Origin of the sequence: Nocardia sp. NBC_00511, assembly GCF_045161165.1 — a bacterium.
In the GTDB taxonomy this organism is placed as follows: domain Bacteria; phylum Actinomycetota; class Actinomycetes; order Mycobacteriales; family Mycobacteriaceae; genus Nocardia.
In genome coordinates, this window is the sequence record NZ_CP107849.1 from 3,934,410 (window position 1) to 3,957,958 (window position 23,549).

Below are 23,549 nucleotides of genomic sequence, written 5' to 3' on the forward strand. Positions count from 1 at the left end.
CCAGGGTGATACCCGATCCGATCAGGCCAGCAGTTCGATCTTGGTGGCCAGTTCCGCGCCGGTCATGGGTTCACGGGCGATGACGGCGATGGTGTCGTCACCGGCGATGGTGCCGACGATCTCCGGCAGTGCGGCGCGATCCAGGGCGCTGGCCAGGAAGTGCGCCGCGCCGGGCGGGGTGCGCAACACCGCGATATTGCCGCTGGCGTCGGTGGACACCAGCAGGTCGCCGAGCAGTTTGGAGAGGCGTTCGGTGCCGCCGGTGACGCCGCGCACGGGGCTGCCGTCCTCGGGGACGACGTAGACGCCCGCGCCGCCGTCGGCGGCGCGCAGTTTCACCGCACCGAGTTCGTCCAGGTCGCGCGAGAGCGTGGCCTGGGTGGTGTCGATGCCCTCACCGGAAAGCAGTGCGGCCAGCTCGGATTGGCTGCGCACCTCGTGCTGCGACAGGATGGCGACGATGCGGGCCTGCCGCCCGGCGCGGGTGCGGGCGATGGCCGCACCCGATTTGCCGGGCGCGGGTGCGCGGCGGTCGCCGCTGGTCACCCCTGGCTCTTCTCGAGCAGCCAGACCAGCAGCGCCTTCTGCGCGTGCAGCCGGTTCTCGGCTTCGTCCCAGACCGCGCTGTGCGGGCCGTCGAGCACCTCGTCAGTGACCTCGTCGCCGCGGTGCGCCGGAAGACAGTGCAGGACAGTCACATCCGAGGCCGCACGGGCCACCAGCGCGGCGTTCACCTGGAAGGGCCGGAACGGGGCAACGCGGTCGAGCCCGTCGTTCTCCTGGCCCATCGAGGTCCAGGCGTCGGTGACCAGCGCGTCCGCGCCGTCGGCGGCGGCCAGCGGATCATTGGTGACGGCGATCTTGGCGCCGGTCTCGGCAGCCCGCTTACCGGCGGCGTCGAGGATCCACGGCAGTGGCTCGAAACCCTTGGGCGCTGCGATGGTCACGTTCATGCCCGCGGTGACGCCGCCCAGCAGCAGCGAGTGCGCCATATTGTTCGCGCCGTCGCCGAGGTAGGTGAGGTTGCGGCCGGTCAGATCCGCGCCCTTGCGCTCCTTGAGCGTCTGCAGATCGGCCATCACCTGGCACGGGTGGAACTCGTTGGACAGCGCGTTGACGACGGGAACCGTTGCCGCACCGGACATCTCATCCAGGCGGGTCTGCTCGAAGGTGCGCCAGACGATGGCATCGACATAGCGGGAGAGCACCCGGCCGGTGTCGGCGAGGGTCTCCTCGCGGCCGAGCTGGGTGTCGCGGCCGTCGACGACGACGGCGTGCCCGCCGAGCTGCGCGATGCCCATCTCGAAGGAGAAGCGGGTGCGGGTGGAGTTCTTCTCGAACATGACCGCGACGCCGCGCGGCCCGTCGAGGGGACGGCGCGACAGCGGTGCGGCCTTCAATTCGGCTGCGAGGGCGAGGATCTCGGCCTGTTCGGCGGGGGTGACGTCGTCGTCACGCAGGAAATGCCGGATGGTCACTTGGTCTCCTTGTTCGCCGCATCGAGAATCGCGGGCAGGTCGGCCAGGAAGTTGTCGGCCTGGGTTTCGGTCAGCACGAGCGGGGGCGCGAGCCGGATCACGTTGGGCTTGGCCGGGTTCACCAGGTAGCCGGCCTCCCGCGCGGCGGCCTCCACCTGGGCGGAGACGTCGGCGGTCAGCTGGATGCCGATCAGCAGGCCCGCACCGCGGGCATGATCGACGAGCGGGTGGTCGAGATCCTCGATGCCGTCGACGAGGATCTTGCCGACGGACTCCACGTGCGCGAGCAGTCCGTCCTCGTCGATGGTGTTCAGTACCGCCAGAGCCGCTGCGGCACAGACCGGATTGCCGCCGAAGGTGGTGCCGTGCATGCCGGGCTGCAGCAGCTCCGCCGCCGGGCCCTGCGCGAGCACGGCGCCGATGGGCAGGCCGCCGCCGAGGCCCTTGGCCAGGGTGATGACGTCGGGCACGATGCCCGCGCTCTGATGCGCGAAGAAGGCGCCGGTGCGGCCGATACCGGTCTGCACCTCGTCCAGGATCAGCAGTGCGCCATGCGCTTTGGTGATGGCGCGGGCCTTGGCCAGGTAGTCGGCCGGGGGCACCACGACGCCGCTCTCGCCCATGATGGGTTCCAGGAACACCGCGGCGGTGTCGTCGTCGACGGCGGCGGACAGCGCGGCGGCGTCACCGTAGGGCACGTGCACGACGCCCGCGGGCATCGGCTCGAACGGGGCCCGCTTGGCGGGCTGCCCGGTCAAAGCCAGTGCGCCCATGGTCCTTCCGTGGAACGCCTCTTCACACGCGACGATCTTGGTCTTGCCGGTCAGGCGGGCCATCTTGAAGGCGGCCTCGTTGGCCTCGGTGCCTGAGTTGCAGAAGAACGCCTTGCCGTTGCCATCACCGAAGTGCGCGAGCAGCCGCTCGGCGAGTGCGATGACCGGTTCGCTGGCATAGAGATTCGAGACGTGCCCGAGCGTGCCGAGCTGCCCGGTGACCGCCGCGAGAATCGCCGGATGCGCGTGTCCGAGGCTGTTGACGGCGATGCCGCCGAGGAAGTCCAGGTAGCGCTTGCCCTCGGCGTCGTAGACGACCGCGCCCGCGCCACGCACCAGCGCGACCTTCGGGGTGCCGTAGTTGTTCATCAGCGCGGTGTTCCACCGCTCCTGCATGCCGGCCGTAGTCATTGCGCCACTCCGTTCGAACTTCCAGTGTCGGGACCCGCCGGGGTCACCATGGTCCCGATGCCTTCGCCGGTGAACAGCTCCAGCAGCACCGCGTGCGCGACCCGCCCGTCGATGACGTGCGCGGTGGGGACGCCACCCTGCACGGCGCGCAGACAGGCTTCCATCTTGGGCACCATGCCCGCATCCAGGCGCGGCAGCAACTCGGCCAGCGCCGCGGTGTCGATGCGCGAGGTCAGCGAGGAGCGGTCGGGCCAATCCGTGTACAGGCCTTCGACATCGGTGAGGACCACGAGCTTCTCCGCGCCGATGCCCTCGGCCAGTGCGGCGGCGGCGGTGTCGGCGTTGATGTTGTGCACCACCCCGTCGGCGTCCGGCGCGATGGTGGACACCACCGGAATCCGGCCCGCCGCAATGAGATCCAGCACGGCCTCGGGATTCACCTCGGTGACGTCGCCGACCAGGCCGATATCGGTGGCGTGCCCGTCCACCTGCACGGTGCGGCGGGTGGCGGTGAACAGCCGGGCGTCCTCACCGGAGATGCCGACCGCGTAGGGACCGTGAGCGTTGATGAGCCCCACCAGTTCCCGGCCGACCTGACCGAACAGCACCATCCGCACGACTTCCATCACCTCGGGTGTGGTGACGCGGAAGCCGCCCCGGAATTCGCCCTGCAGTCCGAGCTTCTGGAGCATGGCGCTGATCTGCGGGCCGCCGCCGTGCACCACGACGGGGTGCACACCGACGGTGCGCAGGAACGCCATGTCCGCGGCGAAGGCTTCCTTGAGGTTGTCGTCGACCATGGCGTTGCCGCCGTATTTGACGACCACGATCTTATCGCGGAACTTCTGCAGCCACGGCAGCGCACCGGCCAGCACGTGCGCCTTGTCGAGAGCCGAAAGCTGTTGGATCGCCGCGTTCATGAGCTGTAGGCCGAGTTCTCTTCGACGTAGCCGTGCGAGAGATCGGTGGTGCGGACGGTGGCCTCGCCGTCGCCCAGACCCAGGTCCACCAGCACCGCGATATCGGGGCCGGACAGGTCGACCTCGCGGGCGCCGGGCGCACCCGCGCCGTCGACGCACACCGGAGATCCGTTGAACGACACCGAGACCCGGTTGGGATCCAGTTCGATGGGCGCGATGCCGATCGAGGCCAGCACCCGTCCCCAGTTCGGGTCGGAACCGAAGAAGGCGGTCTTGACCAGGCTGTCACGCGCCAGCGCGCGGGCCCCGATGAGCGCTTCGTCCTCGCTCACCGCGCCCTTCACGGTGATGTGCACGCGCTTGGTGACGCCCTCGGCGTCGGACATGAGCTGTTCGGCCAGGTCGTCGCAGACCGCGAACACGGCCGCGTTCAACGCCTCCTGGCTGGGCGCGACGCCGGACGCGCCGTTGGCCAGCAGCAGCACGGTGTCGTTGGTGGAGCAGGAGCCGTCCACGTCGAGGCGGTCGAAGGTGTAGCCGGTGGCCTTGCGCAGCGCCTCGTCCAACTGGGCGGGCGTGGCCACGACGTCGGTGGTCAGCACCACCAGCATGGTGGCCAGCGACGGGGCGAGCATGCCCGCGCCCTTGGCCATGCCGCCCACGTTCCATTTGTTCTTGTGGTGGTACGCAGCCTCTTTCGGCACCGTATCGGTGGTCATGATGGCGCGCGCGGCCTCCAGGCCACCGGACAGCCCGCCGCCCATCTCGTGCACGATCTCGGTGACGGCGGGGATGAGCTTGTCCATCGGCAGCCGGTCGCCGATCAAACCGGTTGAGCAGACCGCGATCTCGCCCGCGCCGGTCTCGGTTCCCCAGTTGCTCAGGGCTTTCGCGAGTTCCTCGGCGGTGGCGTGGGTGTCCTGGAAGCCACCCGGGCCCGTACAGGCGTTCGCGCCACCGGAATTGAGGATGACCGCGCGCAGTCGTCCGCCGGTCAGCACCTGCTGCGACCACAGCACCGGTGCGGCCTTGACCTTGTTGCGGGTGAAGACGCCCGCGGCGGCGTAGTCGGGTCCCTCGCTGAACACCAGCGCCAGGTCGGCCTTGCCGCTCTTCTTGATGCCCGCGGCGATGCCCGCCGCACGGAAGCCCAGGGGCGCGGTGACGCCCTGGGTCCGGACCAGCTTGCCGTCGTCGTGTGAGGTCACGGTGCCACTCCTACGGTGGAAAGTCCTGCGGTCTCGTCGATTCCGAGAGCCAGATTCATCGATTGCACCGCGGCGCCCGCGGTGCCCTTGGTCAGGTTGTCGATCGCGCCGATCACGACCAGCATTCCGGCATCGGCGTCCACCGTCACCTGGAGGGTGACGGCGTTGGATCCGAGCACCGAACCCGTCTGCGGGAGTACCCCTTCCGGCAGCAGATGCACGAAAGGTTCGTCCGCGTAAGCCTTCTCGTACACCGCGCGGGCGGCCGCGGCGTCCACGGTGGTGACCGCGGTGCAGGTGGCGAGGATGCCGCGCGGCAGCGGGGCCAGCACGGGGGTGAAGGAGACGGCGACGTCGGTGCCGCCCACGGCCTTCAGATTCTGCGAGATCTCCGGGGTGTGCCGGTGCGCGCCGGCGATGCCGTACGCGCGCAGCGAGCCCATCACCTCCGAACCCAGCAGTCCGACATCGAGTTTGCGGCCCGCGCCGGAGGTGCCGCTGACGGCGACCACGTTCACCCGCGGCTCGATGATCCCGGCGGCGATGGCCGGGGCCAGCGCCAGGCTGGAGACGGTCGGGTAGCAACCGGGGACCGCGATCCGGGTCGCGCCGCGCAACAGCTCACGGCCGCCGGGCAATTCGGGCAGCCCGTAGGGCCAGTGCCCGGCGTGCGGGGTGCCGTAATACTTCTCCCAGGCCGCACCGTCGGTGAGCCGGAAATCGGCGCCGCAGTCGATGATGATCGTGGACTCTGGCAACGCCGTGGCGATCGCCGCGGACTGCCCGTGCGGCAGGCCCAGGAAGACCACGTCGTGGCCCGCGAGCACTTCGACGGTGGTGGGTTCGAGCACCCGGTCGGCCAGCGGCAGCAGATGCGGCTGCAGCTCACCGAGGGTGACACCGGCATTGGACCCGGCGGTCAGCGCCCCGATCTGGAGCTGCCCGCTGCGGTAGGCCGGGTGACCGAGCAACAGGCGCAGGACTTCACCACCCGCGTATCCGCTCGCACCAGCTACCGCGACCCGCAGGGGGCCCGCCGAGGTATCCACCATGTGATGATTATGCACGACTGTGCAAGCTCATTCACAACGGGCCGGAAATCTGACAGGAAGCGCCGCTTACGGCACACTCGACAGCGCCATGTACGACGACGCCACTCAACCGCTGCCGGTCGTCGGCCCCCAGGCGGGCCGCACCCCCAAGGCACCGGAGACGCCAGCACCCGCTTCCCGCCGCTCACGGCGTGCCGAAGCGACGCCCACCTCCCGGCGCGCGGACAAGCGGCGCGCGGCCGCCAAGCGCTCGGGCAAGAGCGTGCCCGCGAGCCCGACCGCCAAACGGCTACAACTGGCCAGCCGCGGTTTCGTCGCACTCATCGCCGCCGGTGTGATGGGCGCGACAGGTGTGATCTGGTACGGCGAGCACAGTTTCGACGCGGGCTTCAAACGCACGGGCGCCATCGCACCCGAGGACGTGAACCTCGACGGCGATATCAACATGCTGCTCATCGGCCTGGACACCCGAAAAGACCTGAACGGCAACGACCTGCCGAAGGCGATCCTCGACCAGCTGCACGCCGGCGACGGCACCGAGGGCGGCTACAACGCCAATTCGCTGATCCTGGTGCACATTCCGAAGGATCTGAAACACATCGTCGCGTTCTCCATCCCGCGTGACGATTACGTTCCCGTACAGGGCATTCCGGGCTACGACCACGCCAAGATCAAGGAGTCGTACGGCCTCAAGAAGTACACGGTCGAGGAGAAGCTCAAGGCGCAGGGCGCGGTCGACGGCCCCGATCTGGAGTTCCAGGGCCGGGAAGCGGGCCGCGCCAGCATCGTTCAGACCGTGAAGGCGCTGACCGGCGTGCCGATCAACCAGTTCGCGGAGATCTCGCTGGCGGGCTTCTACGATCTGGCGACCGCGCTCGGCGGCGTCGACGTGTGCCTCAATCACGCCGTGGACGACAGCTACTACTCCGGCGCGCAATTCCCCGCCGGACCGCAGCACCTCGACGGCTCCGACGCGCTGGCCTTCGTGCGGCAGCGGCACGGGCTCGAGAACGGCGACCTCGACCGCACCCACCGGCAGCAGGCGTTCCTCACCTCGGTGGCCAGTTCGCTCAAGAGCTCGGGCACCATGGCCAATCCGGCCAAGCTGAAGTCGCTGATGGACGTGGCGCACAACGACGTGGTGCTCTCGAAGGGCTGGAACCTCACCGACTTCGCCACCAAGCTGGGCCGCGCGGAGTCCCCGACGATGGAGTTCCGCACCCTGCCGGTGCTGCGCTACGACACGGTCGACGGCCAGGACGTGAACGTCATCGACCCGGTGGCCATCAAGAAGACGGTGCGCGAGGCGTTCGGCGTCTCGGCCCCGGCCGCGCCCAGCGCTCCGGCCACCATCCCCACCTCCACCCTCGACGTGGTCAATGCCAGCGGCACCTCCGGGCAGGCCTCGAAGGTGTCGAAGTTGCTGACCGCCAAGGGTTTCCCGGCCGGTGACGTCGGCAATGCCTCGTACGCGGACGGCACCACCTCGACCATCTACTACGGCGCCGGTGCGGACACCGACGCCAAGCAGCTCTCGGAGATGTTCGGCGGGCTACCGGTGGCGCAGTCCACCGAGGTGTCCTCCGGGCACGTGAAGCTGGTGGTGGGCACCGATCTCGACATCCCGGCGTCGCTGGACCCGAGTGCGGCCTCGACGGCCACCACGGCGGCGACGGCGACCGGTGGCGTCTCGTCGGCCTCGACCGGCACCACGGCCACCACCGACTCCACCTCCGACGCACCGGATTCCGGCAAGCCGGTCACCACCACCATCGGTTCCAAGATCCCCTGCGTGAACTGATCACGCGGGGGCGCTTGCGCCACACCGAGGCCACTGACTGGACGCCATGTACAGTGAGCCTCGAAACATCGGGTGACGCAGAGGAATACCAATGACCGGCACGGTTTCCGGAAACGAGCAGCTGACCCTGTCGGGCCGCTTCAACCACTACTCGAGCACCTACCTCGGTGCGGTCTCCCGCTTCTACGCGCGACTGCACCGCCGCCTGTTCGAGCACTTCGGCGGCGCACGGTTCACCACGCTGTTCGGGCGGCCGGTCTTCGAATTGACCGTCACCGGGCGCAAATCCGGGCAGGCGCGCCCGGTCATGCTGATGCTGGTGCGCGACGGCGCGGACCTGCTGGCGTGCGGTTCCAACGGCGGCCATCCCGGCACGCCGAACTGGTGGAAGAACCTGGAGGCCGCCGGGCACGGACAGGTCCGGGTCGGCCGTGACACCTGGCCGGTGGCGGCCCGGGTGATCACCGACGACGCCGAATACGACCGCCGCTGGGCCACTCTCGTCGCCGCGTACCCGGACTTCACCACCTACCGCGCGCTGAGCCCGCGCCGCTTCCCGATCGCGGTGCTCACCCGCGCGAACTGAAAGCCGGGTCAGCGCACCGGGACCAGCGAGTAGATCCACCAGGGGCGCTGCGGCACTTCGAATTTGAACACCTGGATGTGCAGGCTCTCCCACTCGCCGGTCTCGGGTGAGCGCACCCGGGTGCAGCGGCCGGCGATGGTCTCCGGCGCGACCTCGGTGGACCAGAAGCGATCCCATTCCGGCGCCGCACTACATCGCTGGGCGATCGCCGCGATCCGTTCGGGAGAGTGGATGGCCGCGCCCATGTAGCGGAACCCGTAGACCATGAAGTGCGCTTCGCGTTCCCAGTCGTAGATGACCTCGCGGGCGCGCGGATCGAGCAGCATCCACTCGATGATGTTGCCGCCGGGTTCGAGGCCCGGAAACGCCCGCAGATACGCCTGATTGGCGGCGACCAGATCCACCGCGGGCATGGTCTGATAGCAGGCGGGGTACGGCATGCTTTCGAGGAAGTCGAGTTCGTAGGGTTCGGGCGGGCTGATCTCGGTGCCGAAGGTAGCCAACTCGGGCTGCAATTTGGTGGCCGCGTATTCGCGGACCTGCGGCGGCACCTGCAACGCGTCGAAGAGTGCACCGAGGGCGGTGGCGGTCGGCTGCCGGGTGCCCTGCTCGATCTTCTGGATCAGCGCCTCGGACACCCCGGCTCGCTGCGCCAGGTCGGCCCGGGTGAGACCGGCCGCCTCACGCCGCCCTCGCAAATAGTCCGCAATTTCCGAGCGCGACGCGTTCACACAACCCTCCAGAAGCCCATTCCAAACTGATTTTCTCCGGTAAATCTACCCGGCGACCAGGGGGCGCACCACTTCGGTTATGTCAAGCGAACTTTGAATCAGCAAACTCTCCGCAAAGTCGAGTGGGACAAATTGGGACACTGCTCGAGCTTGACCATACCCATACCGGTCGGGATGCTCTGAGGGCCGCGAAACAGCCGCGGCGACACCGGGTGTCCGCGAGGGGACGGCACGAACGCGGACCGCACGGCGATCGCCGAGGCGACGCGCTCGCGTGCCGAGTGGCGCTCCGGCACGAGGTTCCGATTCGGAGCCGCGTGCCCTGCGATGTCGTGGCCGCCGGGCGGACGGGGACCCGTCCCGGCGGTCACGGCACGCACACCGAATTTTATTTTCTCCGACCTGTCACACGCGGCTCGGTACCGGAGTCTTGTGGGTGGCCCCCGCACTCCGGTGGGTCGCACGATCGAGGCGAGTGAGAGGAACCCGGTGATGGTGGGCGAGCGGATCGAGAGCGAAGCCACGGCGGCACTGGAGGATCCGGCGACCGAGTCCTTCATGGCGCACCGGAATCTGCTGTTCACGGTGGCCTACGAGATCCTGGGCTCGGCGGCCGACGCCGAAGACGTACTGCAGGAGACCTGGCTGCGCTGGTCGGGGGTGGAGCTGTCCACCGTGCTCGACGAGCGGGCCTATCTGGTGCGGATCGCGAGCCGCCAGGCGTTGACCCGGCTGCGCACGCTGGGCCGCCGCCGCGAATCCTATGTCGGGTCGTGGCTGCCGGAGCCGCTGCTCACCACCCCGGATGTGGCCGAGGACGTGGAACTGGCCGACAGCGTCTCCACCGCGATGCTGCTGGTGCTGGAAACCCTGTCGCCCACGGAGCGTGCGGTTTTCGTGCTCCGCGAGGTCTTCGATCTGCCCTACGACGAGATCGCGCAGGCCGTCGGCAAGAGTCTCGCCGCCGTGCGTCAGATCGCGCATCGCGCCAAAGGCCATGTGGCCGAACGTCGTCCGCGCGGCATCACCGACCCCGCCGACGCCCGCCACGCCCTCGACGCCTTCCAGCACGCCGTGGAAACCGGTGACCTGCAAGCCCTCATCGACATCCTGTCCCCCGACGTGGTCCTCGTCGGCGACGGCGGCGGCATCAAACAGGCCATCCCCAACCCCGTCCGAGGCGCGGACCGCGTCGCCCGCATCCTCGACGCGGGCCTGCGCCGCACCCCGCAGACGGTCACCGTCACTCCGGTGCAGGCCAACGGTTTCCCGGCCCTGCTCATCCACTTCGATCAGGAACTCGACGCCGTCCTCACCCTCCGCATCGACAACGGCCTGGTCTCCGCCCTCTACGTGGTCCGCAACCCCGAAAAGCTGTCCCGCCTCACCGAACCCACCCCCGTCACCCGCTGACCACCTCCCCGGAAACGGACATCACTGCCACTACTGTCAGCCCCGACACACGCTTCGACTCCATTCCCGACGACAAGCGAGGGCGATAGACGATGGTGGTATCCCTGGGCCGACCCGATCGACCCGTTGCCGAACCGCCCTGTCGGATCGAGTCCGAGATCGTGCCCGCGTGAGCGCGCGGATCGACGCGGTCCTGTTCGATCTGGACGGAACCCTGGTCGCGACCATGGGGCCGTGGGATCGGTGCTGGGAGCAGTACGCGGCGCGACATGGTCACGTGTGGTGCGACGCCGACCGGAATTCGACGCACGGGCACGGGGATTGGGCCTGTCATCTCGCCCGGGTCTCAGGCGGGCTGCCGGTCGAGCAGGTGGTCGAGGACTGCTGCGATCTGATGATCGCCCGGGTGCGGGCGGGCCGGATCGGGCTGCTGCCCGGCGCGCAGGGTCTGCTGACGCTCGCGGCCTCCACGGTCGCGGTGGCGGTGGTGTCGGCCTCACCGCGGCGGTTCGTGGACGCCACCCTCGCGCACTACGGGCTGCGGATGCCGACGGTGGTGACCCGCGAGGATCAGACCGCCACCAAACCGCATCCCGCCCCGTACCTGCACGCCGCCCAACTCCTGGACGTGCACCCGCAACACTGTGTGGCAGTGGAGGATTCGGCCGCCGGGATCCGCTCCGCGCACACCGCGGGCATGCGGGTGCTGGCGGTCCCGAGCTGGTCGGCCGCGCTGCGGCCGCCCGAGCTGGACCTCGCGACCCACCACGCCCCGAGCGCCGTCGAGGCCCTGCCCTGGCTGCGCAGCGCGCTCGCGGCGTCGGCCGAGGCGATTCCGGTCGACAACTGAGGCGGTGTGGCTCCGGATCGGAGCCGCACCGTGCACGGTGGCGCAGTTCACATTTCGGGCCTGTCACAGCAGCCGCGTGGGCGGGGTCTTGTGGTCGTCACTCTCGACGAGCAGGAGGAGCCATCATGGAAACCCGATTCGACTTGGCCGCCAACGAGTTCGGTGCGAAGTTCGCGAACCGGTTCGCCAATGCCGGTGCGGTGATCATGCGTTCGACGCTGCCGCGGTCCATTCAGGAGCTGGTGTCGCTGCGGGTCAGTCAGATCAACGGCTGCGGGTTCTGCCTGGACGCGCACGCCAAGGAGGCGGCGGCCGCCGGTGAGACGGCGGTGCGGCTGAATCTGGTTGCGGCCTGGCGGGAATCGAGCGTGTTCACCGAGGCCGAGCGGGCGGCGCTGGCCTTCGCGGAGGAGGGCACCCGGCTGGCCGACGCGTCCCAGGGAGTCGGCGACGGCACCTGGGCGCGGGTGCGCGAGCACTTCGACGACGATCAGCTCGCCGCCCTGGTGTCGCAGGTGGCGCTGATCAACGCCGCCAACCGGCTCGGAGTCATCCTGCGCCAGCCGGGCGGGTCGTATCAGGTCGGCATGTTCGACGCGGCAGCGAACTGACCTGTGGCTCAGGTCAGTTCGGTCCAGGTGGCCAGCTCACCGCCCGGCATGCAGACCACCAGGTAGCGACCGGGTGCGCTGAGGTTCCACGCCTCGAAGTACCGATCCGGTTCGACGGTGAGGCGGCGGCCGGTGTCGAGGTCGATGCGGAGGTTGCCGTGCTCGTCGACCTCGGCGACGGTGATCAGGCCGCTGATCCGGTCGGCCAGATCCTCCGCGTCGGGTTCGCCCGGAATGCGGTGCAGGGTGGGGCCGTCCGGGGAGTGGACCACGAGTTCGGCTTCGATGTGCAATTCGTAGTCACCGGCGGTGCAGACCAGCCGATGCGGTGTGATGGACGATATGACCAGGGCCGCACCGGTAATCGGTAGGTCCATGCTTGCCTCCCGCTGCCGAAGTGTGTGACACCACTGTGCACCGCTACCGAACCGGCCCGCGCGCTTCAGCGGCGATCGCGGGCCGATTCGGTGGGAAGTGTCACATCAGGCGAGGATCGCGAAGAGCACTCCGGCGACCGCGAAACTCACCACGGACAGCACGGTTTCCAGCACCGACCAGGTTTGCAGCGTCTGCTTCACGGTCATGTTGAAGAACTTCTGGATGATCCAGAAGCCGCCGTCGTTGACGTGGCTGAGGATGATCGACCCGGCCGCGATGGACATGGCGATCAGCGCCAGCGCCACCTGCGAGTAACCGGCGTCGTGCACCAGCGGCGCGACGATGCCGCCGGTGGTGACGATCGCGACGGTCGCCGAACCCTGCGCGATGCGCAAACCACAGCTGATCACGTAGGCCAGCACGATCACCGGCAGCCCGGCCGCGGCCATGGTGTGCGCCAGCGCCGCGCCGATCCCGGTGGCGGAGATGACCTTTCCGAAGAACGCGCCCGCACCGACCACCAGCAGCAGCATGCCCACCGGCCGCAGCGACTCGGCGGTCACCGTGCTCGATTCCTGCACCGACGAGCCGCGCCGGATGCCCAGCACATAGAAGGCGATGAGCACGGTCAGCAGCAGCGCCACCGCGGGCGTACCCAGGAAGGTGAGGATCTGCAGCGTCGTCGAACCCGCGTCGAGCAACTGGCTGCCGAAGGTCGCGCCCAGGATGAGGATCAGCGGGACGGCGATGATGGCCCCGATCAGGCCCACGGTCGGCGGCTGCTTCACCTGCGTCTCGCCGGGTGCGAGGGTAGCGGTGCCGCCCGTGGGCTGCCCGCCGCCGGTTCCGGCCGACACCTCGTCGTCCTGCTTGCCGACGGTGAACTCCGCGGGCACCTCGATCTGGACCCGCTTGCCGATCCAGCTGCCCCACACGATGCCCGCCGCGATGAATCCCGGGATGCCGCAGACGAATCCCATCACGATCAGCCAGCCCAGGCTCACCCCGAGCAGCCCGCCCAGCGAGACCGGTCCGGGATGCGGCGGCAGGAACGCGTGCGTCATGGACAACCCCGCCAGCATCGGCAGCGCGTAGAGCACCAGCGACCGCCCGCCGCGCTTGGCGGCGACGTACACCAGCGGCGCGAGCACGAAGATGCCGATGTCGAAGAACACCGGGATGCCGAAGATGAGCCCGAGCAGGCCCATGGCGACCGGAGCGCCCTTCTCCCCGAACAGGTTCAGCAGCTTCTCGGTGAGCACGTCCGCGCCGCCGGAGCGTTCCAGGATCGCGCCGAGCACGGTGCCCAGCCCGATGATGACGGCAATGTGCCCGAGGATGCCGCCGAACCCGGTCTCCAGCAGCGACTCTCCGGGTTTCAGCGGTGAGCCGACGATCTGCGTCACCGGCAGCCCGGCCGCGAGGGCCAGTCCGAGTCCGGTGAGCAGCAGCGCGATGAACGGCTCCAGTTTGAACTTGATGATCGCGATCAGCAGCACGGCGATGGCCAGGCCGCAGAGCAGCAGCAGTCCCGACGTGCTGGTGCGCAGCCAATCGACGGTGGCGCTCATGGTTCTACCTCTCGGAATTCATTGCCCGGACGAACGCGGCCGCGCGCGAGGCGATCTCGGCCCATTCGCCCGCCGCCACGGCGGCCGGGGGTACGACGTCGGTTCCGGCGGTGACCGCTACCGCGCCGTGGGCGAGGAACTCGGCGGCATTGCCGGCATTGACTCCACCCGAGGGGATCAGGCGGACATTCGGGAACGGACCGCGCAGGTCCTTCAGATAGCCCGGGCCCAGGGCGCGGGCGGGGAAGATCTTCACGGCGGCCGCACCCAGCTCCATGGCGCGCATCACCTCCGACGGCGTGAACGCGCCCATGACCACCGGAATGTCTTGGCGGGCAGCGACTTCCGCGACCTGCTCGCTGACGCCCGGGGTGACCAGGAACTGCGCGCCCGCCGCGATGGCGGCCTCGGCCTGGCCGGGGGTCAGCACGGTGCCCGCGCCGATCACCGCGCGCCCGGCATCCGACACCCGGCGCAGGCATTCCAGCACGCCCGGAGTGGTGAAAGTCAGTTCCACCGCGCGGATTCCGGCTCCGGCCAGCGCGTCGGCCAGGGCGACGGGGTCGGGTATCTCAGGTGCCCGCACCACGGTCAGGGCGCGATCCGCGAGGATCACGTCCAGGGCGGTGGCCGGTTCGCCGGACGCGGCAATCGCCGACTCGCTCGACGCAGCGGTGGTCATCTGGTCTCCTTTCGGGTGGCGTCCGCGCGCAGCGCCCGGCCCGCGCGAATGCCGGTGGGTTTGCCCGCGTCCAAGGCGAATTCGCCGTTCACGAGCACATACGGCAGTCCGGCCGCCTGCTGTTTGGGGTTGTCGAAGGTGGCCTTGTCGATCACGGTGGCCGGATCGAACAGCACCAGGTCGGCGGCGTAGCCCGCGCGGACCAGCCCGCGCTCGTGCAGTCGCAGTCGCTCGGCGGGCCGTCCGGTGAGGTGGTGCACGCAGTCCTCGAGCTCGAGGACCCCGAGTTCACGGGTGTAGCGGCCCAGGTACCGGGGGAAGGTGCCCCAGGCGCGCGGGTGCGGCCGCTCCCCCACCAGCAGCGCGTCACTGCCGCCCATATGCCGGTGGTGGCGCATGATGGCGCGCACGTTCTCCTCGTGGCCGACGTGCTGAAGGATGGTGGTGGCCAGCTGATCTCGGGTCAGCAGGTCGAAGAACACCTCGACCGGTTCACGTCCGGTATCGACCGCGATCCGCGCGACGGTGCGCCCGACGTACTCGTCGAGTTCCCGGTGTCCGACCCCGCTGATCTGAATGGTCTCCCATTCCACGGTGACCCCGTGGCAGCCGTCGGAGCCGTGCACGTTCACATCCGCGACGATCCGTTCGCGCTCGGCCGGATCCCGCAGGCGAGCCAGCGCCGCGTCGGGTCCGCCGGACATGGCCCAGCTGGGCAGCAGCGCCGACAGCGTGGTCGAGCCCGGCAGGTACGGGTAGGTGTCGAGGCTGACATCGCAGCCGTCGGCCAGCGCGGCGTCGATCATCGCGAGCAGTTCCGGTGCGCGCCCGCGGTTCTCGCCGAAGTTCATGGTGGCGTGGGTGAGGTGCAGGGCGCAACTGGTGCGGCGCGCCAGTTCGATCATCTCGGCGTAGGCGTCGAGCGCGCCCGCGCCGTAGGAGCGGGTGTGCGGGGCGTAGAAGCCGCCGAATTCGGCGACCACCTCGCACAGCGCCGCGAGTTCGGAAGTGTCGGCGTACATTCCGGGCGTGTAGGTCAGCCCGCTGGACATGCCGACCGCGCCCTCGCGCAGCGCCTGCGCCAGGATCTCCCGCATGCGCGCGATCTCCGCCGGTGTGGCGGCGCGCTTTTCGTTGCCGACCACCATCAGCCGCAGCGTGCCCTGCGGCACCAGATAGGCGGCGTTGGGGGTGATGCCGGAGGCGTCCAGGCGGTCGAGATATTCCGCGACCGTGCGCCAGGAGAAGTCGAAATCGGCGGGATTGCCGTTCCATCCGGCGATCTGGCGGCGCACCTCCGCCAGCGCCGCGTCGTCGATCGGCGTGTAGGACAGTCCGTCCTGCCCGATCACCTCGGTGGTGATGCCCTGACTCAGCTTCGGGAAGTGCCCCGGCTCCAGCAGCAGGTGCAGGTCGGAGTGGGCGTGCATATCGATGAAACCCGGTGTCAGCACCAGGTTCTCGCCCTCGTCGAGGATGCGATCGGCTCCGGCGACGGTGCCGGGCGGGGCGATGCGCGCGATGCGACCGCCGTCGATCACCACGTCCGCGCGGTAGCGCGCGGCGCCGGTGCCGTCGATGACCTCGATATCACGAATCAGTAGGTCGGCCATGATGTTCCGCTGCTCAGAAGACGGTGTGCAGGAAGCCGACGATGCGCGGACGCGGTGCGTCGGCGTCATCGATGACCGGTACCAGTCGCCACTTGTCGAACGCCGTGCACGGATGCGAGAGTCCCAGCCGCACCACACTGCCCACCGGCGCGTCGGCGGCCGAACCGCCGGGCAGGCGCAGGAAGGCGTGCTGATCGTTGAGCGCCGACACGGTCGCGTCCTCGGGCAGCGGCGGCACCTCGCGCCCCGCGTGCATTGCCGATCCCGCGATCCGCTGCGGGACCGGCAATCCCTCATCGAACGGAAGATCGCGCTTGCCCGCGTCGAGCAGGGCGAGTTCCGTTTCCGGGCGGGACACGCAGCGTGCCCAGCCGTGCATGGCCGACCGCAGTGGACGCGCGGTGCGCCCCTGGGCCAGGGGTGAGATACCGGAGTAGAAGCCGTCGTCGTGCACCAGGTATGCCCCGGAGCGCAGCACCACGGTCGTCGGAACCCCGTGCGCGCCTTGCTCGTCGGCGAGTCCGGCCAGGTGTTCGACCACCAGGTCGGGATAGGCGCTGCCGCCCGCCGTGACTATCGCGGTCCGACGCGATCCTCCAGCCCGAGCGTTCGAGGGCCGATGGCCGTCCGGCGCGCTATCCGTGGTGGATCCCGTTGTATCGGAGGAGCTTTGGAAGTCGTACACCCGCGGCGACACACCGTCCCCGAGCTCGTACAGTCCGGCGTCGGCGAGTTCGCGGTGCAGCGTGGCGAGTTCATCGAGGTAGCGGCGCACCGCGTCGAGTCCCTCGACGCTGCGGTCGTGGGCCAGTGCGCCCTCGTAACCGCCGACTCCGGCCAGCCGCAGCCGCGGCGACTCGTGCACCGCCTCGGCCACCGCCCGTGCGGCGGCCAGCCCACGAGCGCCGGTACGGCCGTGCGGCCCACCGAGTTCCACCAGCACGCTCAGCCGCACACCCTCCGGGGCGTCGGTGAGGTGCCGTTCCATCTCGCGCACCGAGCCGACGCCGTCGACCCAGCTGTAGAGCTCGAATTCCGGGTCGTAGGCGAGTTCGGCTGCCGCCCACTGCAATCCGACCGGATCGAGCAGGGCATTGGCCAGCATGATGCGGTCCAGTCCGGCCGCGCGGCCGACCTGCACCTGCCAGCCGGTGGCCAGGGTGATGCCCCAGGCTCCGGCCTCGAGCTGTTCGCGCCACAGTTGCGGGGACATGGAGGTCTTGCCGTGCGGGGCCAGCCGGACTCCGGCGGCCTGCGCCCAGTCGGCCATGACGGCGCGGTTCGCGTCGAGGGCGGCACGGTCCATGGTGAGGATCGGGGTTTGCAGGTCGTCCAGATGCGGTGCGGTGGCCAGGTATTCACGCGCGGTGGATCCCCAGGCGGCGGGGGGCAGGGATTTGTGCTGCGGTCCCAGCACGGTGTCCTCGAATGCGCGGACGGTGTCGTCCAGCGTGCGATTCGCGACGGTGCCGCCGGGGGCTTCGACCTCGTTGTCGATGGCCACGATGCTCCTTCCGGGTCATAGCAGTCAGTCATTGCGCATTACGCAACGGCTGTTGCAGATCGTGTTTCCAGTGGTTAGTCTGCACAAGACGTCCGAAAACCGCAACCATTCGAAGGAGACTGGTGTGACGCAGCCGACTGTCCGCGCGGTCACCGTGGGTGAAGGACTCGCCGTGCTCATCGCCGCGCCCGGACCGCTCGCTGACTCCGCGGTCTTCGACCGCGGCGCGGGGGGCGCGGAAGCCAATGTCGCGGGCGTGCTCACCCAGCTCGGCGTGCCGACCGGATGGATCTCACGGGTCGGCGACGACGGCTTCGGCCGCTACCTGGTGGGCCATCTCACCGCACGCGGCATCGACACCAGCGCGGTCACCGTGGACGCCCTCCGGCCCACCGCCGTGTACGTCAAGGAACGCGGCAGCGGCTCCGGCCGCCCGGATGATCTGCCCGCGAGCGCGAGCCGAATGCTGTACTACCGCACCGGATCCGCCGCCAGCGCCCTGTCCCCCGCCGACCTCGACACCCCGCTGATCGAGGGGGCCGAGCTGATCCACTTCACCGGTATCACCACCGCGCTGTCGCCATCGGCCACCGAGCTCACCGACGCGCTGCTGACCCTGCCGCGCGCGGGACGCCTGATCAGTTTCGACCTCAATTACCGTCCGGCGCTGTGGGCGCAGCGTGCCGACGTGGCCGCCGACATCCTGGCCCGGCACCTCGCGGGCAGCGATGTGGTGTTCCTCGGCGCGGACGAGGCCGAAGAGGTCTTCGGCACCGGCGACGCGGATCGGCTGCGCGTCATGTTCCCGCGCCCCCGGCACCTGATCGTCAAGAACGACAAGCACTCGGTGACCGGCTTCCTCGGCGCGGACCGCCTCGAGGTGCCCGCCCTCACCCTCGAGGTCACCGAAAGGATCGGCGCGGGAGACGCTTTCGCGGGCGGCTACCTCGCAGCGCTGTTGCAGGGCCGGCCGCACGAACAGCTGCTGCGCTTCGGCCACCTGTGCGCCGCGGCCGCGCTCACCGGCGCGGGCGACACCGCCGAACTGCCGCCGCTCGCGACGCTTGAATCCCTGGCCGGGGCAAGCGCCGCGGAATGGGCCGCCATGCACTATCGGCCCGGCTTACGCATCCCCGAGAATGTGGCCTCATGAGTCAGAGTCTCCACCGCGCCCTCATCCTGCTCGTCGAACTCGGCGAGGAGCCGAAGTCCCTGGACCAGTTGGCCACTCGGCTCGGCGTCCACAAGTCGACGGTGCTGCGGCTGCTGCAGACGATGGAGGCCGACCGCTTCGTCACCCACGACAGCGAACACCGCTATCGTCTCGGCACCCGGCTGTTCGAGCTGGCCAACCGCTCCCTCGAGGGCCGTGACGTGCGCATCGCGGCGCGCCCGCATCTGACCGCGCTCAACGCCGCGACCGGGCAGACCGTGCACCTGGCCACCTACGAATCCGGTGAGGCCGTCTACATCGACAAGCTCGACGCCACCCACAGCGTCCGCATGTACTCGCGGGTCGGCCGCCCCGCCGCGCTGCACTGCACCGCGGTCGGCAAGGTGCTGGTGGCCGCGCTCCCCCGCGCGCAGTGGGCGGCGATCGCGGAGAAGATCGACTACCGCGCCTACACCGAACGCACCATCCGCACCCCCGAGCAGTACCTCGCGGAGCTGGATCTCGTTGTGGCCCAAGGCTTCGCCGAGGACCACGAGGAGCACGAGAGCTTCATCAACTGTGTAGCCGTCCCGATCCACGACGGCACCGGCGCGGTCGTGGCCGCGCTGTCCATGTCGGTGCCGAACGTATTGCTCGACCACGACCAGGTTCTCGGTCTGCTCCCGCGCGTGCGCGCGACAGCCGAGGCCATCTCCACCGAGCTCGGCTGGAGTCCGAGCCCCGACCAGTGAAAGGCCGACATGAGCCCGAAGATCGCCATCCGCACCGACAATGCCCCCGCGCCCGCGCACACCTTCTCGCAGGGCGTGCGCAAGGGCCCGTTCCTGCAGGTCTCCGGCCAGGGGCCGGTCGACCCGGCCAGCAACGAATACCTCTACCCCGGTGATGTCGCGGCCCAGACCATCCGCACCCTGGAGAACGTGAAGGCCATCGTCGAGGCGGGCGGCGCGAGCTTCGACGACGTGGTCATGCTGCGGGTGTATCTCACCAAGCGCGAGGACTTCCCGATCATGAACGAGGCGTACGGCAAGTTCGTCTCCGCCCACACCGAGGGCGAGGTGCTGCCCAGCCGCACCACGGTCTTCACCGGCCTGCCGCGCGAGGAGATGCTGGTCGAGATCGACGCCGTCGCCATCGTCGAATAGCGTTCCGTCTCAGTCGATCCCGATGTGCTGATGGTCGGTGCGGATGCGGCCGTCCTCGTCCAGAGCGAGGATGTCGAGTCCGCCACCGACCACGGCGCCGTCGGGCTTAGCCATGCTCCAGCGCACCGCGACCACCTGGTTCAGCAGCCGGGTCGGCGTGCCGTGCTGCACGAAGCGCAGACCAACCCGGCCGAACATCTCGTAGGCGCGTTCGATCCGGCTCTCCAGCGCGTCGTAGCCGCGCACTTCCAGCAGTGGCAGCTGGAAGTTGATCCGCCCCACGGCATTTCGCAGATCCTCGGGCGCGTCGACCAGGATCTGCGCGCCGTCACGGGTCCACAGCTCCTCGATGAACTTGCGTCGCGCCGGGGCCTCCGCCTCGTTCCACACGGCGACGTAGCGGGCGGCGAGTTCGTTGAAATCGGTCATGCCGTCGAGTCTGCGCGAGACCGGTGCGCCCGGCGATTCCCTCCAGGGAATGGCCGCGCGATGCCTCCGAAAGCCAAGGGCCGCACGCTGAATCAGCGTGCGGCCCTACGTGCTCGCGACGATCAGTTGCCGCCGAGTACCGCGAGCACCTCGTCGGAGAGGTAGAACGGCTCGAGCCGCTCGCGCACCAGCTTGGCCAGCACGCCGTTGCGCTTGGCGGCCTCGACGACCGCCGGGCCGTAGCGCAGGATCTCCTCGGCGATGATCTCGCCGGACAGGCCCAGCTCCGGCAGCAGCGCGGCCAGCGTGTGGTCGCCGTACTTCTCGAAGAACACCTCGACGCCCTGATCGACCAGGATGCCGAAGTACTCCTTCTCGCGGGTGGTCAGCGCGATCCGGTAGATGATCAGCGCCAGATCGTAGAGATCCTGCTGCGAGAGGTATTCCTTCAGACCGCTGACCGGTTCCCCGGCGTGCAGATCCCAGAATTCCATGGCGGCGTCGTGCACCGGGGCGTCACGCAGCATTTCGCGAATGGCGTTGTTGGTCCGCTTGAGCGCGAATTGCGCACCCTTACCGGCCATTTCGCCGATGAAGCTGCCGCCCGCCTTCTCGGCGGCCTTGCGCGCGGACTTGGCGGCGTTGGTGCCCATCGACACCAGCGAGCCGACGCCGGGAATCTTCCCCGCGATCTGCTTGTTGGTCTCCATGAAATCGTCGACCAGCTTGTCCACGAACTTGGCGGCGACGGTGGCGATCAGCGGGCTCTCGGTGAGCCGCTCCAGGATTCGCTCCTGCGCCTGGTGCATGCCGAAGATCTTCTCCAGCAGCTGTTCCACCGGCTCGCGTTCGACCACGTCACCGAGGGTGTAGTCGTCGTTGTTGGCGATATCGTCGTAGAGGTGGTTGGCCAAGATGCCCACCATCTCGCCGAGCACCGGGCTGCCGCCGATCAGGTTCACCACATTGGCGACGGTCTGCTTGGCCTGGTCGATCTCCACCACGTCGCGGAAGATGATGGTGTCGGCGACACCGATCACCGCCTCCACGTCGCGGGCGATCACCTCGGCGAAGCGGTCACCGGTCACCTCGGCCAGCAGCCAGTCGACCTGCAGGTCCAACAGTTTCTCGGCGATTTCGCGCGGTTCGGTCATTCAGGGCTCCACCCATCGATAAGACGGAGCGCCCGGCCTCATTCGGAATCGTTGCCGTGCATCGATTTTCGAATTTGATCCAGGCGTTCCCGCGCGGCCTTGGCTCGCGCATCCCACTGTTCCTCGACGCTACGACCCACGGGTGTTTGTTGATCGAGTTCGCCCATCCCCTGCGAGGTGCCGTAGCGCTGCTCGACCTTATCGCGAACTGACTCGAAAGTAGGGACGCCGGATGACGTATAGCCGCCGATCCCGGGCACAGCGGGGATACCCACGGGCGGTATCGGCACAGCGGACACCACCGCACCCGCTCCGACCTGCTCGGATACGCCAGCCGTCTCAGACTGTGAATAGCTTTCCTCCGGAAGCGTGTCAGGAGTCACATCGATCACGTCGGAGACATCACCCAGACTCGCGGCCAGCGACTGCGCCACCGCGTGCAGGGCGGCCAGCCCCGCCCGACCCTCGGTGGCCAGCTCCACCGCGGCCGCCAACGCGGCATCGGGTAGTCGGGCCAGCAGGCCCGCGAGATCCTCGACTTCGCTCATGCCATCCAGGCTACGCAGCCGCGGCGACCGGCGAGGCGAACGTCACCATTGCGAAAACTTCGGGACAGGGCGTACGGTGAAGGCGTCGCAATCTCGAGGACGCAGGTCGACGGCAGTCCCTCCCACGAGATTTCTTCCCTCCCGAGTCCGATACCCGCTGCGGTGCGGTAACACTCAGACCGACTCGGATTCCGAAGCGATTCATGTCGCTTCCGGCCGCTTGACCGGCCACACCCGATCACTTACTCCCGGTGCGTAATTCGCCCGGATTCCTCTTCAGGAGAACCATCATGACAACCATCAATCCAACCAAGACCAAGGCTCCGGCCCGCAAGAACGCGCCCCGGACCAATCGCAACACCACCGTCGAGAACGACAACCTCGACCTGAACCTGTCCAACACCGAAACCCTTGTTGCCGCAACGGGAATCCTCGATATCCATGGCCAGAACGCAGTCCTGCGCCACAGCGGCTACCTGCCCGGCCCCGGCGACCTCCAGGTCCCCAACCGGCTGGTCCGGGCCCACGGCCTGCGCCGCGGCGACACCCTCACCGGCCTCGCGCAGCCGAATGCGCAGGGCGGCAAGCTCGCTGCCCTGGTCCGCGTCGACACCGTCAACGGCCTGCCGGTCGCCGAGATCGGCGGACGCCCGGAATTCAAGGCGCTCACCCCCATCCACCCGGATGAGCGGCTGCGCCTGGAAACCGAGTCGAACAAGCTCACCACCCGCGTCACCGACCTGATCATGCCGATCGGCAAGGGCCAGCGCGCTCTGATCGTCGCGCCGCCCAAGGCGGGCAAAACCTCTGTGCTGCAAGCGATCGCGCACGGCATCGCCGCCAACCACCCCGAGGTGCACCTGATGATGGTGCTCGTCGGCGAACGCCCGGAGGAGGTCACGGAGCTCTCGCGCGGCGTCCCCGCCGAGGTGGTGGCCGCCACTTTCGATCACTCCCCCGCCGAGCAGACCGCGCTGGCCGAACTCGCCATCGAGCGGGCCCAGCGCCTGGTCGAACAGGGCCGCGATGTGGTGGTGCTGCTCGACTCGCTGACGCGACTCGCTCGCGCCTACAACATGACCGGCGCCGCCTCGGGCCGAATCCTTTCCGGCGGTGTCGATTCCGCCGCACTGATCCCGCCGAAGAAGTTCCTCGGCGCGGCCCGCAATATCGAGCACGGCGGCTCGCTCACCATCATCGCCACCACGCTGGTCGAGACCGGTTCGCTGGCCGACACCGTGATCTTCGAGGAGTACAAGAGCACCGGCAACGCCGAACTCAAACTCGATCGCGGCCTCGCGTCCCGGCACGTCTACCCGGCCGTCGACGTCACCCGCTCCGGCACCCGCCGCGACGAACTGCTGCTCGACCCCGCCGAACGCGTAGCGGTCGACCGCCTGCGCCGCACCCTGGCCGACCTCGACGACCAGCGCGCCCTCGACCTCCTGCTCGACGGCCTGCGCCGCACCGGCAGCAATGCCGAGTTCCTGCTCAACATCGCCAAGCGGTGAGCCGCC

24 protein-coding genes are annotated in these 23,549 nt (G+C 69.0%); 9 read left to right on the forward strand and 15 right to left on the reverse strand.

Annotated features, from left to right (window positions below; genetic code table 11):
* Positions 1–21 precede the first annotated feature (21 nt).
* From OG300_RS18530 to argC, 6 genes are read right to left on the reverse strand one after another with little or no spacing between them, the layout of a single operon-like run.
* Complete coding sequence (locus OG300_RS18530) at positions 22–546, reverse strand: arginine repressor (protein WP_405497599.1); 525 nt, start codon at positions 544–546, stop codon at positions 22–24.
* Positions 543–1,478, reverse strand: a complete 936-nt coding sequence (argF, locus tag OG300_RS18535) for an ornithine carbamoyltransferase (protein ID WP_405497601.1) — start codon at positions 1,476–1,478, stop codon at positions 543–545. The genes OG300_RS18530 and argF overlap by 4 nt, the downstream gene beginning before the upstream one ends.
* Positions 1,475–2,662 carry an acetylornithine transaminase gene (locus tag OG300_RS18540; protein WP_405497603.1) on the reverse strand — a complete coding sequence of 396 codons (1,188 nt, stop codon included), beginning with the start codon at positions 2,660–2,662 and terminating at the stop codon, positions 1,475–1,477. The genes argF and OG300_RS18540 overlap by 4 nt, the downstream gene beginning before the upstream one ends.
* Positions 2,659–3,582: an acetylglutamate kinase gene (argB, locus tag OG300_RS18545; RefSeq protein WP_405497605.1), complete on the reverse strand. Its 924-nt coding sequence runs from the start codon at positions 3,580–3,582 to the stop codon at positions 2,659–2,661. Before argB ends, OG300_RS18540 begins: the two co-directional genes overlap by 4 nt.
* Complete coding sequence (gene argJ / locus OG300_RS18550) at positions 3,579–4,790, reverse strand: bifunctional glutamate N-acetyltransferase/amino-acid acetyltransferase ArgJ (RefSeq protein ID WP_405497607.1); 1,212 nt, start codon at positions 4,788–4,790, stop codon at positions 3,579–3,581. Before argJ ends, argB begins: the two co-directional genes overlap by 4 nt.
* A complete protein-coding gene (gene argC / locus OG300_RS18555) occupies positions 4,787–5,842 on the reverse strand; it encodes an N-acetyl-gamma-glutamyl-phosphate reductase (RefSeq protein ID WP_405497609.1) in 1,056 nt (351 codons plus the stop codon). Before argC ends, argJ begins: the two co-directional genes overlap by 4 nt.
* An 88-nt stretch (positions 5,843–5,930) precedes the next feature.
* On the opposite strand from argC, the gene OG300_RS18560 reads away from it, so the two are divergent.
* Both OG300_RS18560 and OG300_RS18565 read left to right on the forward strand, forming a co-directional pair.
* A complete protein-coding gene (locus tag OG300_RS18560; RefSeq protein ID WP_405497611.1) occupies positions 5,931–7,643 on the forward strand; it encodes an LCP family protein in 1,713 nt (570 codons plus the stop codon).
* A gap of 91 nt (positions 7,644–7,734) precedes the next feature.
* Positions 7,735–8,229 carry a nitroreductase family deazaflavin-dependent oxidoreductase gene (locus OG300_RS18565; protein WP_405497613.1) on the forward strand — a complete coding sequence of 165 codons (495 nt, stop codon included), beginning with the start codon at positions 7,735–7,737 and terminating at the stop codon, positions 8,227–8,229.
* An 8-nt stretch (positions 8,230–8,237) separates the two neighbouring features.
* Here the strand turns inward: OG300_RS18565 and OG300_RS18570 are convergent, their stop codons facing one another.
* Positions 8,238–8,960, reverse strand: coding sequence for a helix-turn-helix domain-containing protein (locus OG300_RS18570; RefSeq protein ID WP_405497615.1), 723 nt, complete (start codon positions 8,958–8,960; stop codon positions 8,238–8,240).
* A 492-nt stretch (positions 8,961–9,452) separates the two neighbouring features.
* Between OG300_RS18570 and OG300_RS18575 the strand changes: the two genes are divergently transcribed.
* From OG300_RS18575 to OG300_RS18585, 3 genes are all read left to right on the forward strand, one after another.
* Positions 9,453–10,373 (forward strand): RNA polymerase sigma-70 factor, encoded by a 921-nt coding sequence (locus OG300_RS18575; protein ID WP_405497617.1) that lies wholly within the window; start codon positions 9,453–9,455, stop codon positions 10,371–10,373.
* Positions 10,374–10,542: 169 nt separating this feature from the next.
* Positions 10,543–11,223 carry an HAD family hydrolase gene (locus tag OG300_RS18580; RefSeq protein ID WP_405497619.1) on the forward strand — a complete coding sequence of 227 codons (681 nt, stop codon included), beginning with the start codon at positions 10,543–10,545 and terminating at the stop codon, positions 11,221–11,223.
* Positions 11,224–11,348: 125 nt separating this feature from the next.
* Positions 11,349–11,834 (forward strand): carboxymuconolactone decarboxylase family protein, encoded by a 486-nt coding sequence (locus OG300_RS18585; protein WP_405497621.1) that lies wholly within the window; start codon positions 11,349–11,351, stop codon positions 11,832–11,834.
* 8 nt (positions 11,835–11,842) lie between these two features.
* On the opposite strand, the gene OG300_RS18590 is transcribed toward OG300_RS18585, so the two are convergent.
* The 5 genes from OG300_RS18590 to OG300_RS18610 all read right to left on the reverse strand — a co-directional run bounded on the left by OG300_RS18590 (position 11,843) and on the right by OG300_RS18610 (position 17,582).
* Complete coding sequence (locus OG300_RS18590) at positions 11,843–12,211, reverse strand: DUF6188 family protein (RefSeq protein WP_405497623.1); 369 nt, start codon at positions 12,209–12,211, stop codon at positions 11,843–11,845.
* A gap of 105 nt (positions 12,212–12,316) precedes the next feature.
* A complete protein-coding gene (locus tag OG300_RS18595) occupies positions 12,317–13,783 on the reverse strand; it encodes a GntP family permease (protein WP_405497625.1) in 1,467 nt (488 codons plus the stop codon).
* A gap of 4 nt (positions 13,784–13,787) precedes the next feature.
* Positions 13,788–14,465 (reverse strand): bifunctional 4-hydroxy-2-oxoglutarate aldolase/2-dehydro-3-deoxy-phosphogluconate aldolase, encoded by a 678-nt coding sequence (locus tag OG300_RS18600; RefSeq protein ID WP_405497627.1) that lies wholly within the window; start codon positions 14,463–14,465, stop codon positions 13,788–13,790.
* The gene (locus OG300_RS18605; protein WP_405497629.1) at positions 14,462–16,078 is read right to left on the reverse strand and encodes an amidohydrolase family protein; all 1,617 of its coding nucleotides are present in this window, start codon (positions 16,076–16,078) and stop codon (positions 14,462–14,464) included. Before OG300_RS18605 ends, OG300_RS18600 begins: the two co-directional genes overlap by 4 nt.
* 13 nt (positions 16,079–16,091) lie before the next feature.
* Positions 16,092–17,582, reverse strand: a complete 1,491-nt coding sequence (locus OG300_RS18610; RefSeq protein ID WP_405497631.1) for an amino acid deaminase — start codon at positions 17,580–17,582, stop codon at positions 16,092–16,094.
* Positions 17,583–17,706: 124 nt separating this feature from the next.
* On the opposite strand from OG300_RS18610, the gene OG300_RS18615 reads away from it, so the two are divergent.
* From OG300_RS18615 to OG300_RS18625, 3 genes are read left to right on the forward strand one after another with little or no spacing between them, the layout of a single operon-like run.
* A complete protein-coding gene (locus tag OG300_RS18615) occupies positions 17,707–18,735 on the forward strand; it encodes a sugar kinase (protein WP_405497633.1) in 1,029 nt (342 codons plus the stop codon).
* Positions 18,732–19,487 (forward strand): IclR family transcriptional regulator, encoded by a 756-nt coding sequence (locus tag OG300_RS18620; protein ID WP_405497635.1) that lies wholly within the window; start codon positions 18,732–18,734, stop codon positions 19,485–19,487. Before OG300_RS18615 ends, OG300_RS18620 begins: the two co-directional genes overlap by 4 nt.
* Before the next feature lie 9 nt (positions 19,488–19,496).
* Positions 19,497–19,901 carry a RidA family protein gene (locus OG300_RS18625; RefSeq protein ID WP_405497637.1) on the forward strand — a complete coding sequence of 135 codons (405 nt, stop codon included), beginning with the start codon at positions 19,497–19,499 and terminating at the stop codon, positions 19,899–19,901.
* 9 nt (positions 19,902–19,910) lie between these two features.
* On the opposite strand, the gene OG300_RS18630 is transcribed toward OG300_RS18625, so the two are convergent.
* The 3 genes from OG300_RS18630 to OG300_RS18640 form a co-directional block, all read right to left on the reverse strand.
* Positions 19,911–20,330, reverse strand: a complete 420-nt coding sequence (locus OG300_RS18630) for a hypothetical protein (RefSeq protein ID WP_405497639.1) — start codon at positions 20,328–20,330, stop codon at positions 19,911–19,913.
* 122 nt (positions 20,331–20,452) lie between these two features.
* Positions 20,453–21,484: a hypothetical protein gene (locus tag OG300_RS18635; RefSeq protein ID WP_405497641.1), complete on the reverse strand. Its 1,032-nt coding sequence runs from the start codon at positions 21,482–21,484 to the stop codon at positions 20,453–20,455.
* 38 nt (positions 21,485–21,522) lie between these two features.
* Positions 21,523–22,032, reverse strand: a complete 510-nt coding sequence (locus OG300_RS18640; RefSeq protein WP_405497643.1) for a PspA/IM30 family protein — start codon at positions 22,030–22,032, stop codon at positions 21,523–21,525.
* A 290-nt stretch (positions 22,033–22,322) separates the two neighbouring features.
* On the opposite strand from OG300_RS18640, the gene rho reads away from it, so the two are divergent.
* Positions 22,323–23,543, forward strand: a complete 1,221-nt coding sequence (rho, locus tag OG300_RS18645; protein ID WP_405497645.1) for a transcription termination factor Rho — start codon at positions 22,323–22,325, stop codon at positions 23,541–23,543.
* Positions 23,544–23,549: the final 6 nt, after the last annotated feature.